We start from the raw sequence: 18,333 nt of genomic DNA on the forward strand, positions 1-18,333 counted from the left end.
GATTAATGATTAGTATGGAATATCTATTCTTTGTTTTTGGTATCCATGCATATAGTAACAGGACCGTCGTTTAAAAGTTCAACTTTCATGTCTGCTCCGAAGATTCCTGTGCCTATTTCTTTTCCCAGTGCACCGCTTAAATCTTTGCAGAATTGCTCGTAGAGTGGGATAGAGATATCCGGTTTGGCAGCTTTGATGTAGGAGGGGCGATTTCCCTTTTTGGTAGAAGCGTGTAGCGTGAACTGGCTGATAACTAAAATTTCGCCTCCATCTTCTAAAATAGACTTGTTCATCACCCCATTTTCATCGTCGAAGATACGTAGATTTACTATCTTTTTGCAGAGCCAGTCGATGTCTTCCTGCCCGTCTGATTCTTCGATGCCAACTAATATCAGCATCCCTTTTCCGATGGACGATTTGCAGTGTCCTTCAATGGTTACTGACGCATGGCTTACCCGTTGTATAACTATTCGCATTGTTATTTATTCTATTTCGTGGTTAGGAAAGGCAAATTTACAAAATTCGAAAGAGAAAACGGTGTGTTGACAGGAAAATATTATAAGGTTTTGCCGAAAGCTTTAATGGCTTATTATTTAGGCACGGATTACACAGATTGCACGGATAACGCGGTTTTTAGTAATTTAACCGTGAAATCCGTGCAATCTGTGTAATCCGCGCCTAAAAATGATAGGAAGATAACTGGCTCCACTCCGCCGGCTTCTTATTCATTTTTTGATGATTCATTGCTTAATCCCTCTTTTACGGTCTTGGCTTTCGCTTCTCCGATGATAACGGCAATCTCCTCAAAAGAGGCTTCTTTTATTCGTTTTACGCTCTTAAACTCTTTCAAAAGTGCTGTTTTTGTCTTTTCTCCGATACCTTTGATATTATCCAGTGCGGACGCAACTTGTCTTTTGCTGCGTTTATCACGATGGAAACTAATAGCAAAACGGTGTACTTCATCCTGAATCTGTGTCAGCAGACGGAATAATGGGCTTTGCTGTTTGATGCCAATCGTCTGCGGAGGAAATCCAAAAAGCAGTTCCGATGTGCGGTGGCGGTTATCCTTTGCCAGTCCGGCAATAGGAATAGCCAGATTCAGTTCGTCTTCAACGACTTCTCTGACGACCTCCATTTGACCTTTTCCACCATCAGTGATAATCAGGTCGGGTAGAGGAGAATTCTCTTCGATAGCGCGTTGATAACGCCTTCTGACGACCTCTTTCATGGAAGCATAGTCATCAGGCCCTACAACCGTCTTTATATTGTATTTCCGGTAATCTTTCTTTGATGGCTTGGCCTTCTTAAATACAACACAAGCTGCCACGGCATCAGAACCCTGTATGTTTGAGTTATCAAAACACTCGATTTGCAGCGGCGGCCTTTCCAAATGCAATTCTTGCTGAATTTCTTTCATTAAACGCATACTCCTTTGTTCCGGATTCAGCTTTTCCGCCTGTTTTAGGCGGTCGGCCTTGTACTGTTTCACGTTTAGAACCGAAAGATCCAGCAATTTCTTCTTATCTCCCCGCTGTGGAACGGTAAATACGATATTGTTTAACTCCAAATCGAGTTCAAAAGGCACTATAATCTCTCTGGACTGGCTTTTATAGCGTTCCCGCATTTCAATAATACCAAGCGTCAAAAGTTCCTCTTTTGATTCGTTCAGCTTCTTTTTATATTCGAACGTGAAAGCCTGATTGATGGCGCCGTTTGTGATGTGCAGATAATTGATGAAAGCAGAGTTCGACTCGTCTTCTTCGATTGAGAATACATCGATATTGTGCAATACGGAGCTTACTACCTCTGATTTGGAGCGGTAACTCTCTATCAGAAGATATTTCTCTTTCACTTTCTGCGCCTCTTCAAACTTCATTTCGCTAGCCAACGTCTGCATCCTTTCCAGCAACATACGACTGATATCTTGTGTATTCCCTTTCAGGATTTCTTTGATTTCATCTATGTTTTTGAGATAATCCTCCTGTGATTGCAGACCGATGCATGGCCCGGCGCAGTTTTTTATATGATATTCCAGACATACATTAAATTTGCCCGCCCGTATGTTTTCCGGACTTAGGTTTAAATTGCATGTGCGCAAGGGATATAAATGCTTTATCAGGTCCAATACCGCATACATTGATGGAATGTGACTGTACGGGCCATAATAAGAGGAGCCGTTCCTGATAACCTTTCTTGTTTTGAAGACTCTCGGAAAGTATTCATTCTGCACGCAAATAGAAGGGTAGGTCTTGTCGTCCTTTAACAGAACGTTGTAGCGCGGCTTATATTTCTTTATCAGATTATTCTCCAGCAATAACGCATCTTCTTCTGTGTTGACTACGATATAGCGAATATCAGCGATTTTACTGACCAGTACTCGTGTCTTTCCCGGCTCATGCTCTTTGCTGAAATAAGAATAGACTCTTTTCTTTAGATTTTTTGCCTTTCCAACGTATATAATCGTTCCTTCCGTATTCAGGTATTGGTAAATACCCGGTTTCTCGGGAAGGTTGGCTACAATCCCTTTCAGATATTCATTGGTTTTGCTTTTGCTTTCCGGTTCTACATTCATAATCGTTAGGTATGAGAGATCGCTAGCTGCTTACTTTTGACATATTCGCTGCAAATAGATGCAAATCCTTTATAAAGTCAATACCGATTCTACTTCTACGTCGTCTCCGAATACTGATTTTCCATTCAGTTCTTTCAGTTCGATGATGAAGTTTACATATACCTTTTTAGGCTTTAATCTTTTCACCAATTCACAAGCCGCTTTCATTGTGCCTCCTGTTGCCAGCAAGTCGTCGTGTAATAGAACTACGTCATTCTCATCCAGTGCGTCTTTGTGAATTTGCACGGTGTCCTTTCCGTATTCCTTGTCATAGCTTTCTTCAATCGTTTCTGCAGGGAGCTTGCCGGGCTTGCGGATAGGAATGAAACCGGCGTTCAGGCGGGTGGCTAAAATCGGTCCCATGATGAAGCCCCTTGATTCTATTCCTACTACTTTGGTGATCCCTTTATCCTTATACATATCAAACATGATGTTTGATAATTCTTGCAGGCACCATGGATCTTTGAATAGGGTGGTGACATCGTAGAATAGGATTCCGGGGATCGGAAAATCGGGTACTTCCCGAATACTTTTGATTAGTGTTTCTTTGCTCATAATCATTGAATTATATCGTTTCTTTAAATGATTTGTTTCACGTGAAACGTTACCGCCTATCGTCCCGAAAGCACGAGCAGTACGTTGATGTCACTTGGAGAGACTCCCGGAATTCTGCTCGCCTGCGCAATCGTCTCCGGATCTATCTTTGCCAACTTTTGCCGAGCTTCGGTGGATAGGGACTGAATGGTGGAATAATCAAATTTTCCTTTGATCTTTATGCTCTCCAAGCGTGCCAGCTTTTCAGCAATCATTCGTTCTCTGTCAATGTATCCTTGATACTTGATTAAAATTTCAGCCGCTTCGAGAATCTCTTCTTTTCGATCTTGATCCGAACTTGTCGCTTTCTCCAGTTCCCGTTGAAACGCCGGAACATGTTCTATTATATTCTCAATTGTCACCTGCGGACGGTTTAGAATTTCTATCAACTTGCATCCCTGACGTAGGGGAGTAGTTCCTATCTTTTCGAGAGCATCATTAATTAATGCCGGTTTCATCGAATAGTTGCGTGCGAAAGAGACGATTTGTTCCACAGCTTCTTTCTTGCTTCTTACCAATTGATAGCGATCTTCCTTTGCCAATCCAAGTTTAAATGCTTTTTCTGTCAGGCGCATATCTGCATCGTCCATGCGAAGCAAAATGCGATATTCTGCACGGGAGGTAAACATACGGTAGGGCTCATCCACACCTTTGGTAACCAAATCGTCGATTAATACGCCAATATATGCTTCGTCGCGAGCTAGAGTAAATGCTTCTCCGCCGTGGCAGTTGATATGCGCATTGATGCCGGCTATCAATCCTTGTCCTCCTGCTTCCTCATATCCGGTAGTGCCGTTTACTTGTCCGGCAAAGAATAGGTTTTTGATAATCTTCGATTCCAACGTATGTTTTAATTGGGTCGGATCGAAGTAATCATATTCGATAGCATATCCCGGACGATAGATAACCAGATCTTTGAAAGCCGGGATTTGTTTCAGTGCCGCAATTTGTATTTCCATCGGAAGTGAAGAAGAGAATCCGTTAAGATATAACTCTTGTGTTGTTTCTCCTTCCGGTTCCAGGAATAACTGGTGCTGGTTTTTATCGGGGAAAGTAACAATCTTGGTTTCGATGCTCGGGCAATAGCGGGGTCCGATACTTTGTATCTGTCCGTTGAATAGGGGAGAATCGGGCAAACCTTCGCGCAAAATCCGATGTACTTCTTCATTAGTGTAGCATGTCCAGCATTGAAGTTGCTTTAAGTGGTGCGTGCTGGTATTCATGAAAGAGAACTTGTGGAAGTCACATTCGCCGGCTTGTGTTTCCATTTGGTCAAAATGAACGCTGCGTGCATCGATTCGTACTGGAGTACCGGTTTTCATTCTTCCATAGGTGATGCCGTGACGGGCGATGGATTCGGTCAATTGATAAGAAGCCGGTTCGGCCATTCTTCCTCCCGGTAATTGATGGCGACCTACGTGCATCAGTCCGTTGAGGAAAGTTCCTGCGGTGAGCACAACGCATTTCGCTTTGAAAGTGACACCCCACGCAGTGACCAATCCGGTAACCTCACCGTTTTCAACGAGCAGTTCGCATACCGTATCTTGCCAGATATGAAGGTTGGGTGTATTTTCCAGTTTCTCCCGCCAGGACCAGATGAACTTAGCCCGGTCGCATTGGGCGCGGGGACTCCACATGGCAGGGCCTTTCGAACGGTTTAGAATTCGGAACTGAATGGCTGTTTCATCTGTCACCAATCCCATTTGTCCACCCAGTGCATCTATTTCACGTACAATTTGTCCTTTGGCGATTCCTCCTACAGCCGGGTTGCAACTCATCTGCCCAATCTTGTTCATGTCCATAGTGATGAGACAAGTCTTGGAACCTAAATTAGCAGCGGCTGCCGCTGCTTCACAACCAGCATGTCCGGCACCAATTACAATTACGTCGTACTTAAAATCCATTCCTATCTTATTTATTATCAAACGCTGCAAAGTTACGGAAAAGTTGCGAGACTTGTATCTTCAAGCTGTTTTTGCTTCTGAAAATCCGGGGAGGAATCCGGCTTGACTGAAAAAATCGCCGTAATTTTGGGTTAGAAATAGGCAGATTGTTCGAAAATAGGTGGCTTTTTGGCTTTTGTGATTGTATGTTTTTGAATAGAATGGTAATAGATTGTGTTTTAAATTCCCTGTTTTGCTTTCTTTTTGTTAGTTGTGTGCTCGCTCAATTATGAATGCAACTAGAGAGTAAAAAGGAGAAATTTGTTGAAAAGACGGATTGTTGTGGGAATAAACGTGAGGTTTACACTCAAAATCTACCCTACGTCTTGACATAAGTCAAAAAAATAAGTCTGAATGTAATTTTTTGCATGATGGCTTTTGCTGTTTTCGTAAACAGCTATACCTTTGCAGTGTAGTTGTGAAACTACTTATATTTTAGGTATTAGAAAAAGGTAATAATTAAAAGGTATTAGTTTATAAAATTAAGGTATTAGATTTTAAGATTAGTTTTTAGGAAAAAGATTGTTTTGATTAGGTATTAGGAGAAAGATGTTTTCAGGTAAAGAGTAAATGAAAGATGAAGAAAAAGAAGAATCCCATTTATGGGGATTCTTTAAAGGTGGAGCGGAATGATTCGCTCTTTTTTTGTACCCTTTTATTTCCAACTATTATTTTCTTTTGCTTTTCATTTGAACTGTATGGTAAGCTCGTTCGAGTTTCTTTTGGGGCAATTTGTTATTTGCCTGGATCCAATTAGTTTCAACCCTATTTGAAACAGTTTGTTTCAAGGTTTGAAACGATTCGTTTCTCGGTGTGAAACAAAGTGTTTCCCGTAATGAAACAGAGTGTTTCAAAGCATGAAACAGATTGTCGTCTTGTGGGATACGAATCGCCGTTCTATAGCTTACGATTGTTTTGTCAGCATTTCTCTTGTCTGACTCATATTTGAAATCAAAAAAATAAAGTCTGGTAGCTATCATAGGACAAGATTCCCGGTAAAATTGAAGGGAAAAACCAAGAAATCAGAGCGATAAATGGTGGTGATAGATGATAGATAAGGTGATAGGTTACCGGCAATCTATCACCATGCTTGAAAGTACTATGAATAAACTGTTTCAAGAAGTCTGGTGATAGATGAAAGATGAAAGTGAAAAAATCTCTATGTATGAGAAAGAACTTTTTTATTTTCTATTTTGTAAGCCGGCAAAGTCTGCGTTTTTGAAAAAAAACAATATATTTGCAATCGTAAATGTCGCAAAAGTAAGTAGTTACGGCGATTTTTATGAATTCTGTTTCCTTTTTTCGCAGGTAATGTGACAGTATGAACGATAAAATTGACACTATAGTAGCGGGAGTAAACCGGAAGGATGAAAAGATGTGGGGCGATTTCTACGATCGTTTTTATACTGCCTTATGTGTTTATGTATCAAAGATATTGCCGGTCCCCGATGCGGTAGAAGATTTGGTACAAGACGTTTTTATTTCTGTATGGGAAGGGAAGCGTACCTTTTCTGATATTAAAGAGCTTACCAATTATCTTTATCGTGCCTGCTATAATAATACCTTATTATATATACGCAATAATCAAATTCATGATACCATATTGAATTCTTTAGCCGAAGAAGAAAGCGTGGAGGACGAAGATATGATTTATGCATTGACGGTGAAAGAAGAAATTATCCGGCAACTCTATTGCTATATCGAAGAACTTCCGTCCGAGCAACGCCGGATTATCTTAATGAGAATCGAAGGACATACATGGGAAGAGATAGCGGAACGTTTAGAAATAAGTATCAATACTGTTAAAACTCAAAAGACACGCAGCTATAAATTCCTTCGTGAGAGGCTGGGCGACTCTGTTCATTCTATTATTCTTTGTTTATTTCTCTAAAAAGATAAAAAGTCAATTTGATACATCTTTATCTTTTTATTGATTACTTAAGATTTGTTTTCTTTGTTAAAAACGAACTGATTCCTTCTGTATTGTGACATAATGTTATATTTTTGCCTCTAAATTCCTCTCCTTTATATTCTTATCTCAAAAAAATATCATCTTTTTGTCACCCTTTTCTGTGAGTTATGTATATCTATAATAAAGCAAATTAAACAGTTGTTTGATTTAAAAAGGAAAAATAAGATGAAGAAGTTCGAAAATGTATATCAAGATGCCGCTTTAATGAAGAAAGCTCTTTTAGGAGAAGCTAATGAATCGGAACAGCAAGAGCTTGAAAAGCGATTGGCGGAATGCCCGGACTTACAAAAAGTGTATGAACAATTGCAGAATGGTGAGACATTAAGAGTTGCATTTGAAGAATATAAAAATTATTCATCAAAGAAAGCCTATGAATCTTTCCTTCAGAAAATCGGACAAACGGAACCGGAGGTAATAAAGAAGTCTCGTGCTTTCCGGATTTGGTGGTCTGTTGCAGCAGCTGTTGTTTTAGTAATCGGTTTATCTTTCTATATGTCGAATTATGGTTCGATTGAAGAGGAAAGCAGACCATTGATTCAGCCGGGAGTTCAACAGGCACAATTGACTTTACCCGATGGCAGCATTATTGATGTACATAAGAAAGAAGTTAACGTAATAGTAGACGGCGTTCAGGTAAAATATAAGGAAGGAGTGCTGTCATATAAACCGACCGCCACAACACAATACACAGAGAAAAGCGTCGTAGAGAAGCCGGTAATATCAAATGAACTAGTCATACCACGTGGAGGGGAAAATACTGTGGTCCTCGCTGACGGGACAACAGTTCATTTGAATGCTGGTTCTAAGTTGACTTATCCGGTACGCTTTGTGGGTAAACGCAGGATTGTAGCTCTGGAAGGTGAGGCTTATTTTGAGGTTGTGCAGGATGAATCTCATCCGTTTGTGGTACAAACTCATCTTGGCGAAGTGATGGTGCTTGGTACGGCGTTTAATGTGAATGCTTATACCGATGCTTCCGTTTGTTACACTACATTGGTACATGGAAAAGTTCAATTTTCTGCACCGAATGTCGGAACGGTAACTCTTCAGCCGGGTGAACAAGCAGTAGTTTCTGCCAATGGCACAGAGAAACGTACAGTCGATCTGGATGAGTATATCGGTTGGGTAAATGGTGTGTACAACTTTAAAAACCGTTCTTTAGGGGAGATTATGGAGACATTCGAACGCTGGTATGATATACAGATTTATTATGAAACACCGGATCTACGCGACATAACTTACAGTGGCAGTTTGAAACGTTACGGAACGATCAATTCTTTCTTGGATGCTTTGGAACTGACAGGCGATCTGACTTATAAAATCAGTGGCCGGAAAGTGCTGATATACGATGGAATGAAAGAGTAAGAATAAATAGAATATTAGGTAAAGTTTAATCATTAATTTATGAGAGAAAAACGATGGCTACTATGTTTTTTAGTGGCAGTGTGTTGCACATTTAGCACATGGGCTCTACCGTCACAGGATAAGACGGTAACTTTAAACCTGCACAATGTCTCTATTGAGACTGTTTTGGATGCAGTGAAGAAACAAACAGGAGTGAATATGTTGTATAATTCACAAATGTTTAAAGGAGTTCCTCCCGTATCAATTAATGCAAAAAATGAGAAATGGGAAGTCGCTCTAAAGTTGATTTTAAATCCCCAGGGATTTGATTATGTGGTGAAAGACGGTATTGTTGTTGTTCGTAAATTGCAGGCCGAGAAGCGTGATAATCGTATCCGTGGTACGGTTATTGATTCGAATAAGGAACCGATTCCAGGAGCCAGCATCATCGTAAAAGGTACTCGTACGGGTACTTCTACTAATATTGAAGGTGAGTTTACTTTGGATGTTAAGGATGATAAGGTGACTTTGGAAATCTCTTTTATTGGTATGAAGAAACAGACTCTTCAGGTAGATGCTACACGTAAGAAGATGCTTGAGATTACTATGTTGGATGATGTGAAGACATTAGAGGATGTAGTTGTAACCGGATATAGCAATGTTCGTAAATCAAGCTTTACTGGTAGTTCTACCCAAATAACAGGTGATGAGTTGCGTAAGGTATCGCAAACCAATGTTCTGGATGCCATGCAGTCATTCGACCCTTCTTTTCGTTTGATGAGCAATACGCAGTTTGGTTCCGATCCGAACGCATTGCCTGAAATGTATATTCGTGGACGTTCAGGGGTAGGTACCAGAGATTTGGATAAGAATCAATTGTCTAAATCGAATCTGGAAAATAATCCCAATCTGCCTACATTCATTATGGATGGATTTGAAGTTAGCATCGAAAAGGTATACGACTTAGATCCCAGCCGCATAGAGAGCATGACCATCCTAAAAGATGCTGCAGCTACCGCTATTTACGGTTCGCGTGCCGCTAACGGTGTGGTAGTTATCACTACCGTCACTCCGAAACCAGGTGAAGTGCGTGTCTCTTACAACTTTACAGGTACGGTGGAAATGCCCGACTTGAGCGACTATAATCTGGCAAATGCTTCAGAAAAACTGGAGATGGAACGCCTTGCCGGACTTTTCGATAATAGTAACATGGAAAATCAAATTCTTGATTATAATAAGAGATTTGCACAAATTCAACGTGGTGTGGATACTGATTGGATGGTACTGCCTCTACGAAATGCATTCGACCATAAACACAGCCTCTTTATAGAGGGAGGTACGCAAAACTTGCGTTGGGGTGTAGATGCTTCTTACAATGCAGCGAATGGTGTGATGAAGGGGTCAGGACGTGATCGCTATAGTGTTGGTTTCTCTCTGGATTATCGTATGAAGTCTTTGCAAGTGAAGAACACTGTATCGTTCACTCATTCTAAATCGAAAGAGTCGCCTTATGGTTCGTTTAGTGACTATACCATTTTGCAACCCTATGATACACCTTATAATGATGACGGGACATTGCGAAAAAGGTTGAGCTTCTCGAAGAATAGCAATTTACGCGAGGCTAACAACCCACTATACGAAGCGACTCTTGGCAATTATACTTGGAGTGCTTATGATGAAGTATCCAATAATTTGAGTTTGAATTGGTATCTGACCGATTACTGGACTGTTAGAGGTCAATTTAGTGTGAACCGTAAATATTCTAGTGGAGAACGGTTTATCGACCCGCTGTCTTCAAAAACCACGGCTGCTCCTAATGAAGGTGGACATAACTTGGGTGACCTCTATGTGGATGATGGAAATAGTTTGAATTGGAATGCAAATGCAGCTTTATATTATACACGTTCTTTCAATAAACATAATTTAAATCTGTCTGTGGCATGGGAGGCATCTTCTGGTTCATCAGATGCGACAAACGTTCATTACCGCGGATTCCCGAGTGGACAATTCCATTCATCGAATTATGCAGCCGAAATATATGAAAAGCCGTCACGTACCGAAGGTACTTCACGCATGGTCAGTGCATGGGCTACCGGAAACTATACATGGAATGATATTTATTTGGCTGATTTCTCTGTTCGTTTTGATGGGTCATCTGATTTTGGCTCCAAGCAACGCTGGGCACCGTTCTTCTCCGGAGGTTTGGGGGTGAACATTCATAATTATGAGTTTCTAAAAGGAAATGAGATAGTTAACAAATTGAAGGTACGTGCATCGTATGGCCGGACTGGTAAAGCTAGTTTTCCAGCTTATGCTGCTACGACTATGTACGAAGCGCTTTTTGATGAATGGTATGCAACAGGTTTTGGCGCAGTGTTGAAAGCTTTGGGAAATAACAACTTGACTTGGGAAAAGACTGATAAGTTTAATGTAGGTATTGAAATGCAATTTTTGAATCGGCGTTTGACAGTGGATGCAGATTATTATCATGATAAAACAATTGATTTGGTGAACGATGTCAGCCTGTCTCAAACTTCCGGCTTCTCTAGTTATAAAGACAATATGGGTGAAGTACTGAATCAGGGATTTGAGTTGCAGGTACGTGGCGAAGTATTCCGTAATCGTGACTGGTTGGTGGCGTTATGGGGAAATATGGCACACAACAAGAATAAGATTCTAAAAATTTCTGATTCTCAACGTGCCTACAATCAGCGAGTAAAAGAATTCTATGAGAATATAGTGAATGAAGAGTATGGCCGCTATAATTCTAAATATGGAGTACCAATTTCTCAATATGAGGAAGGACAGTCACTTACTTCCATTTGGGCTGTGAAATCTTTGGGTATTGATCCTACTACAGGTAAGGAAATATTCTTAAACCGTGATGGTAGTGTGTCCGACACATGGAATGCCACTCAAGAAGTGGCTGTTGGTAATACTGAACCTAAATTCAATGGCTCTATCGGATTTAATGCTGCTTATAAACAATGGAGCTTATTTGCTGCTTTCCAATACGAATGGGGCGGGCAGGAGTATAATCAGACTTTGGTAGATCGGGTGGAGAATGCCAGAATACAATATCAAAACGTAGACTTGCGTGTGTTGACCGACAGATGGAAACAGCCGGGAGATATTGCGCAGTTTAAAGATATTAAAAATGCCGATAGTGCCACTATGCCGACTTCACGCTTCGTTCAGGATAAGGCTTATCTGCGTTTGAGTGCATTAACTTTAAGCTATGATTTCAATCGGGAATGGATAAAGAAGTATTTGGGAATGAATATGCTCCGATTGGAAGCAAGTACACGCGATTTTATTAACTGGAATTCTATCCGTCAGGAGCGAGGTTTAAGTTACCCGAAGTCATGGACGGTTGATTTCTCTATTAAAGCACAATTCTAAGTATACCATTATGATACGAAAAATATATACTACGTTTGTTTCTTTTGCGTTTGTAGTCTTGACACTCTCTTCGTGTTCAGATTGGCTTGACCTTTATCCTTCTGATGAGATAAAGGAGGAATATTTGTTCTCTTCTGGTGATGGTTTCCGTACGGCAACGAACGGTATTTACCGGAAGATGGCTACTTTCAATTTGTATGGAAGTAACCTTACTTGGGGCATTATGGATGCCTGGGCGCAGTCTTATTATATAGATCAAGCTCCAAGTATAGGTGGTGGAACAGCTATGAGAAATATGGCAGCGCTTCAGTTTAAAAATACAGAATTAGTCCCTGTCACAGATGCCATGTGGAATGCTGCTTGGAATGTGGTTGCCAATTGTAATGAATTGGCTCAACAGGCCGCCAAAGCTGACCCTAATCTCTTTAGTGGACTTGATGGTGAGCGGCAGATGATTTTGGGTGAGGCTATCGGATTGCGCGCATTTATACAATTTGATTTGCTTCGTATTTATGCTCCATCTCCTTCATCTGTTGGTTTCGGGAAAGATGATCGTACTTTCATTCCTTATGTTAATGTTTATCCTAGCTATGTCAACAACCATCAAACTGTTAGTTATTGTTTGGAACAGATTATTGCTGATTTGAAGGAAGCACAGCGCATTCTGAAGGAAGTGGATGCAACATCTAGTATGGGGGCGAACGCTAGATTCAATATCGAAACGGTTTCAGAGAGCCTGTTTGCAAAAAGCAGAGGCTATCGCCTGAATTATTATGCGGTAACGGCGGAGTTGGCTCGTGTTTTCTTGTATGCGGGAAAGAATGCAGAGGCTTATGCAGAAGCCAAGAAAATCATTGATGAAGAAAATAAAACCGGCTATTTCGAGGCTTCAACTAATTCGTCTGGCTTTAGGAATGGAAATATGAAGATGTATAATGATATTATTTTCGGGCTCTATTCTTCAAAGGAGTTGGTGGAATGGGATCAGGAAATAAATCATGGTTCCGATGGTGCCAGTGAGGAGAATTATTTGTGTCTTGATGGTGATGTTGCGAAAGAACTGTATGGGGATGAAATAAATAGCGACTGGCGGTTTAAGTATCAATTGGAAGAGAAGTATTATGGGTTTTATTATCGCACATTGAAGTATAACAAACAGACAGAGAGTACAAATGAAGGGAAAACAAATAACCGTATGCTCCCTATGATACGTATGTCTGAGGTGTATTACATTGCTGCTGAAGCGATTTTTGATACCAAACCCAAAGAAGCACGAGGCTATTTGGAATTGGTGAAAAAAGGAAGAGGGATATCAAAGAAGTTTGATAATGTGACAAATAAATCGGAGTTTATAGATTTGTTGGTAAATGATGCCCGTCGTGAATTTCTAGGTGAAGGGCAGATATTCTATATGTATAAACGGTTGAATAGATTGATCCCCGCCAGCTCTTATTATAGTAGTGATATTTTGCCGACTGATGAGAATGTGGTATTGCCGAAACCTGATTCGGAATCAAATATTTAAATATAAGGAATATTTTCATAATAACTATTTAAGAGAAATGAAAATGAAGATAAAATATGCTATATGGGGAGCGTTGATTTGTATTGCAGATCTGATGCTCGTTTCGTGTGAAGAGAAGGGATTGCTGGTCAACAGTAACGATACAGCCTATTTGAGATTTGCTAATGATATGACAAAAGACACGACTACAGTATCTTTTAAAATGTATAATGAGGGTGAGGATGCCGAAATACCGATAGAAGTCTCTGTCTACGGGCAAATACAGGAAGATGATTTACATTTTAATGTAAGTGTAGATGCAGAATATACAACCTTGCCTGCCGACTTATATGTGCTGCCTACAGACTGTAGGATTAGAAAGGGATTGCTCACGGATACCATTTATGTGATACTGAAGAATGCCCCAATGCTGGAGAAAGAAACGAAAATATTGGCATTGCAGGTAGTGGAGGCAAATGGGGTGAAGCAAGGTGACCATTCATATTCTCGTGCTTTTATTACTGTTACCGATCGTTTGTTTAAACCTCACTGGTGGTCGGTGATTGATGCAGGGTCAGAATCTAATCCGGGGAACTCGGTCGATTGGTTTTATCTAGGTGAATATTCGGAAAGGAAGTATCAGATGTTTTTGGACGAGTTGAAAAAAGATGATATGGTGTTCGATGGAAAGAACAAGCAAGTATTACGTAAATATTCATTAAGACTGAAGAATACCTTGAAGCAGATGAACGAAGGAAAGAAAAAGGAAGATTGGGAGAAAGATGAGCATGGAAATGTGATTACTGTGGAAGTGGCAGGATAACTATAAAATTGCAAAGTATGAAAAAATTAGGAATATATGCAGTGATGGCTGTTTTTGTCGGAGTTATGTCCGGTTGTTTGGATGATGACAATAATTATAACTACAAGCAGATTAATGACTTACAAGGTGGTAATTTCAATATTGAGAATATCAATTCTGGATATAACTTGATAGAGGGAGACGAATTGGTATTGGCGCCTACATTTAAGTTTACGATAGACAGCATTACGCCCGACGTCAGCTACGAATGGTACATAGACAAACAGTTGCAGACAGGTGAAAGTGGTGCCACTTATACATTTAAAGCCGACAAAAGCGGTACGTATCAAGTGACATTTGCAGTGACCGACAATAAGTCGGGGGTCCAGTTCGGAAAATCTACGATTATTAAGGTGATGTCTATGTTTCAACGTGGATGGACTATTCTGTCGGATGAAGGCGGACGTTCTGTGCTTCATTTCATTGTACCTACAACACAACATTATCAGGTAACGTATAATGGGGAAACCTTTACTCGTGATTCATTGGTTTATCATATAGTGAAGCGTGATGTCGTTTCCAATTTGGGATCAAATCCGAAAGGATTGATGAATAACATTGGTTATATAGATTATAATCTTCAGTACGGTATTAGCGTATACGATGAATTGGTAGTGAAACAAGATCGCTGGGTGGAGCTTAATGGCAATACGCTGGAACGTGAAGTGTACACAGATGAAGAGTTCCGTGGGGATATTCCTGCTCATTTTTCTCCGATAGAAGCTGCCATGACTTATACGGCTAAGGCATTGTTGGATAAGAATGGACTAATTTATTGGGAAAAAAAGGCAGATGCGGCTGATTTTCATGCAGGTACCTATATGTCTATAGGATTAAATAATGAAACCCGATTCAGTCGCTTGTTCCAAGCCTATAAGTTTAATTACTATTATACGAATGTGATGCTTGCGTTGACAAAAGAAGATAATTCATTAGTGGGCATTTTGGATGTGGGTGATGTAGCTGGAAGTGAGAGTTCAGCTATCGGCGAAATGACTAGTTCTGAAAGTGGGAATATGTATAATATTGCCGATCCGAGTGGTGAAGATCACTTCTCAAATATAAAAAAGACAGTGGTAGATGCATTGCCAGCTCCATATGATGGAGGGAATGATTTTACAATGGCTTATCCTTTTTGGACGGTTTTGCTGAAAGATGAAGCTACATCAGTATATGAATTGCGTTATTTCGGGTTAGAGGCAGATAGCAGATCCGTTAGTTGTATGGATGGTTGGTATTATGAGGCTCCTTTAGGAGTTATCAATGATTATCGTGGTATGGCTAATTTTGGAAATAAACGTTATGTGGTTATTGCCAGCGGAAACCAGCTTTATTATTATCAATACGGATGGGATTCTTATGGAGATGTGGAATATAGAGGGAGTTTGATGCCATTAGGTGAGCCGTTGCCTGCTGCTGTCAAGACCTTGTCAGGTATGGATGTGACCACCAATTTACGTAAATACAAGTATCCTTACAGTGGGCAATTAGGGGTTGCTTTGGAAGACGGAAGTTTTTATATATATAGTGTTGTAGAAACAAGACTAAAAGACGGTACGTGTACGGCGGTTTCTCTTAAACAGCAATTCCCGAATGAAACCACTTCAGAAGAAAATAAGAACTTTGGAGAAATTGTAGATGTCCTTTATAAATGGGGAAGTGGTGATGATTATATGTCATTTTCTTTCTAGAAGAATAGCTTTAAAAGTGATTCATATAGTAATAAAATAGCCATTATGGTATTAAAACGAGTTTTTATTGTCGGCAGCTTGTCTTTTATTTTTGCATTGCAAGGATGGGGACAAGCCTCTGGCAAGCATGATACAATACTAGCCAATTACGAGTTGGTACAGGAGTTTCAGGAATTTACCTTAGGAGGTAAATTATCTAATAATAGTCTATCGATTTATCCGCGGGAAATCAATGATACAGATAATTTCTGGTTTGATTTTCAAACGACAGCTGGTAAAGATTACTATTATGTGATGCCTGCTGCAGGAAAACGTGAACCTCTTTTTGACAAAAGTAAGATGGCTATGCAGTTAAGTGAATTCACCAAAGGCGTGGTGGATAAAAATAAACTGGACATTTCATCTATTACTTTTTCAAAAGATCAACGTTCATTTGAGTTCGATTATAAGGGTAAGCAGTATAGTTATAATCGTTTGACGGGTAAACTGACAATAGTTGAGAAGAAAGAAGAGAAGAAAGAATCATCAGACCCAAGCTATACTTGGATGAACTTTTCTCCTGACAAGAAATATATTTTGTATGCAAAGAATCATAATTTGTATGTGAAAGGAAATAAGTCACTGGGAGTAGATACAACTGAAGTGCAACTGACTACGGATGGTATGAAAGACTTTTCATATGCTCGTGAAGATGATTACGAACCTGCAGAAGACGGAGAAGTACCGACGCTAGCACGCTGGTGTCCGGATAATCGCCATGTATATGCAGTGCGTGATGATAACCGTTTATTACGAGATTTTTGGGTAATTAATTCAATAGAAGATTCACCGTCATTGGTCAAATATAAATATGAGTTCCCTGGTGATAAATATGTTACTCAAAATGATTTGACGATTATTGATATTGTAGAAAAAACGGCAAAGAAAGCGAAGGTAGAAAAATGGAAAGACCAGTATGTAATGCCTCTTCATGTTACCTCAGATAGCAAATATTTGTTTTTTGAACGCACTAAACGTACTTGGGATGAAGTAGATGTATGCTCGGTTAATCTCTCAACTTTGGAAGTAAAGGAGATCATTCATGAAGAAGATAAACCGTATCGTGATCCTCATGCTCGTAATGTGGCAATCTTGAACGATGGTAAGGATATTTTGTTCCGTTCAGAGCGTACTGGCTGGGGACATTATTATCATTATGATGGCGATGGAAACCTCAAGAATGTGATGACTTCTGGTGAATGGGTAACAGGCTACATTAATTCTATTGATACACTGAAACGCAAAGTTTATCTGTATGGATATGGAAAAGATAAGAAAGTAAATCCTTTCTATTATATGCTTTTCGAAGTTGATATTGACAAAGAAGGAGTTACTCCATTAAGTACAGAAGATGGGCAGCATAATGTGAATTTCTTGAAATCTCATAATTACTATATCGATACATATTCAAGAGTTGACATGGAGCCTAAAATCATGCTGAAAGATAGAAAAGGCAAAGTGATAATGGAGTTGGCAAAACCTGACTTGGACTTAGTCTATGCATCGGGTTGGAAAAAGCCGGAACGTTTTGTTGTAAAGGCAGCAGATAATATTACCGACTTATATGGAGTGATGTGGAAGCCGTCTGATTTTAATCCTGAAAAGAAATATCCAATTATTTCAGTCGTTTATCCTGGTCCTTATTTCGGCTTTGTACCTACTAACTTTACATTGGATGACAGCTATTGTACCCGTATGGCACAGCTAGGTTTTATTGTCATTACTGTAGGACATAGAGGGGATACTCCGATGCGTGGTAAAGCTTATCATCGCTACGGTTATGGCAATATGCGCGATTATCCCCTTGCAGATGATAAATATGCAATCGAACAGTTGGCTCAACGCCACTCGTTTATCAATGGCAAGAAAGTAGGTATATACGGGCACTCAGGTGGCGGATTTATGGCTGCAGCTGCTATATTCACTTATCCGGACTTTTATACGGCTGCCGTTTCCTGTTCCGGGAATCATGATAATAGTATCTATAATCGTGGTTGGGGCGAATGCTATAATGGCGTGAAAGAAGTTGAAAAGGTTGTGAAAGACAGCTTGGGCAACGAAACGAAAGAATATGAGTACAAATTCAGTGTGAAGTCTAATGCAGAGATTGCCAAGAATCTGAAAGGGCATCTGATGCTTGTGACGGGGGATATGGATAAGAATGTTAATCCTGCACACACTTATCGTGTAGCTCAAGCATTGATTGAAGCTGGCAAAGATTTCGATATGTTGGTAATACCCGGTGCAGGGCATGGATATGGCTCTGCAGATAAATATTTTGAGAAAAAGATGTATCGCTTCTTTGCTAAACACTTGCTAGGTGATAACCGGGCAGATTATTGGGGGGATATAAACTGTACCAAATAAGACA

The 18,333-nt window shown here is 40.0% G+C and carries 11 protein-coding genes; 7 read left to right on the forward strand and 4 right to left on the reverse strand.

Features of this window, described 5'->3' with window-relative positions:
* Window positions 1-23: 23 nt before the first annotated feature.
* From dtd to mnmG, 4 genes are all read right to left on the reverse strand, one after another.
* Window positions 24-476, reverse strand: coding sequence for a D-aminoacyl-tRNA deacylase (dtd, locus tag HMPREF9009_RS04135; protein ID WP_004313732.1), 453 nt, complete (start codon window positions 474-476; stop codon window positions 24-26).
* Window positions 477-721: 245 nt separating this feature from the next.
* Window positions 722-2,572 (reverse strand): excinuclease ABC subunit UvrC, encoded by a 1,851-nt coding sequence (gene uvrC / locus HMPREF9009_RS04145; RefSeq protein ID WP_049701525.1) that lies wholly within the window; start codon window positions 2,570-2,572, stop codon window positions 722-724.
* A 69-nt stretch (window positions 2,573-2,641) separates the two neighbouring features.
* A complete protein-coding gene (locus HMPREF9009_RS04150) occupies window positions 2,642-3,172 on the reverse strand; it encodes an adenine phosphoribosyltransferase (RefSeq protein ID WP_004313735.1) in 531 nt (176 codons plus the stop codon).
* A 50-nt stretch (window positions 3,173-3,222) separates the two neighbouring features.
* Window positions 3,223-5,109 (reverse strand): tRNA uridine-5-carboxymethylaminomethyl(34) synthesis enzyme MnmG, encoded by a 1,887-nt coding sequence (gene mnmG / locus HMPREF9009_RS04155; RefSeq protein ID WP_049701526.1) that lies wholly within the window; start codon window positions 5,107-5,109, stop codon window positions 3,223-3,225.
* 1,360 nt (window positions 5,110-6,469) lie between these two features.
* Here mnmG and HMPREF9009_RS04170 point away from each other — a divergent pair.
* From HMPREF9009_RS04170 to HMPREF9009_RS04200, 7 genes are all read left to right on the forward strand, one after another.
* Window positions 6,470-7,039 carry an RNA polymerase sigma-70 factor gene (locus HMPREF9009_RS04170; protein ID WP_004307824.1) on the forward strand — a complete coding sequence of 190 codons (570 nt, stop codon included), beginning with the start codon at window positions 6,470-6,472 and terminating at the stop codon, window positions 7,037-7,039.
* 246 nt (window positions 7,040-7,285) lie between these two features.
* Complete coding sequence (locus HMPREF9009_RS04175; protein ID WP_008997638.1) at window positions 7,286-8,485, forward strand: FecR domain-containing protein; 1,200 nt, start codon at window positions 7,286-7,288, stop codon at window positions 8,483-8,485.
* Window positions 8,486-8,524: 39 nt separating this feature from the next.
* A complete protein-coding gene (locus HMPREF9009_RS04180; RefSeq protein ID WP_049701528.1) occupies window positions 8,525-11,866 on the forward strand; it encodes a SusC/RagA family TonB-linked outer membrane protein in 3,342 nt (1,113 codons plus the stop codon).
* Between the two features lie 10 nt (window positions 11,867-11,876).
* Window positions 11,877-13,391, forward strand: coding sequence for a RagB/SusD family nutrient uptake outer membrane protein (locus HMPREF9009_RS04185; protein ID WP_015531968.1), 1,515 nt, complete (start codon window positions 11,877-11,879; stop codon window positions 13,389-13,391).
* 43 nt (window positions 13,392-13,434) lie between these two features.
* The gene (locus HMPREF9009_RS04190; RefSeq protein WP_049702247.1) at window positions 13,435-14,193 is read left to right on the forward strand and encodes a DUF4843 domain-containing protein; all 759 of its coding nucleotides are present in this window, start codon (window positions 13,435-13,437) and stop codon (window positions 14,191-14,193) included.
* A 17-nt stretch (window positions 14,194-14,210) separates the two neighbouring features.
* Complete coding sequence (locus tag HMPREF9009_RS04195; RefSeq protein WP_049701529.1) at window positions 14,211-15,923, forward strand: PKD-like family lipoprotein; 1,713 nt, start codon at window positions 14,211-14,213, stop codon at window positions 15,921-15,923.
* Window positions 15,924-15,968: 45 nt separating this feature from the next.
* The gene (locus tag HMPREF9009_RS04200; protein ID WP_049701530.1) at window positions 15,969-18,329 is read left to right on the forward strand and encodes a S9 family peptidase; all 2,361 of its coding nucleotides are present in this window, start codon (window positions 15,969-15,971) and stop codon (window positions 18,327-18,329) included.
* Window positions 18,330-18,333: the final 4 nt, after the last annotated feature.

Source organism: Bacteroides sp. 3_1_13 (assembly GCF_001185845.1).
Lineage (GTDB): Bacteria > Bacteroidota > Bacteroidia > Bacteroidales > Bacteroidaceae > Bacteroides > Bacteroides xylanisolvens.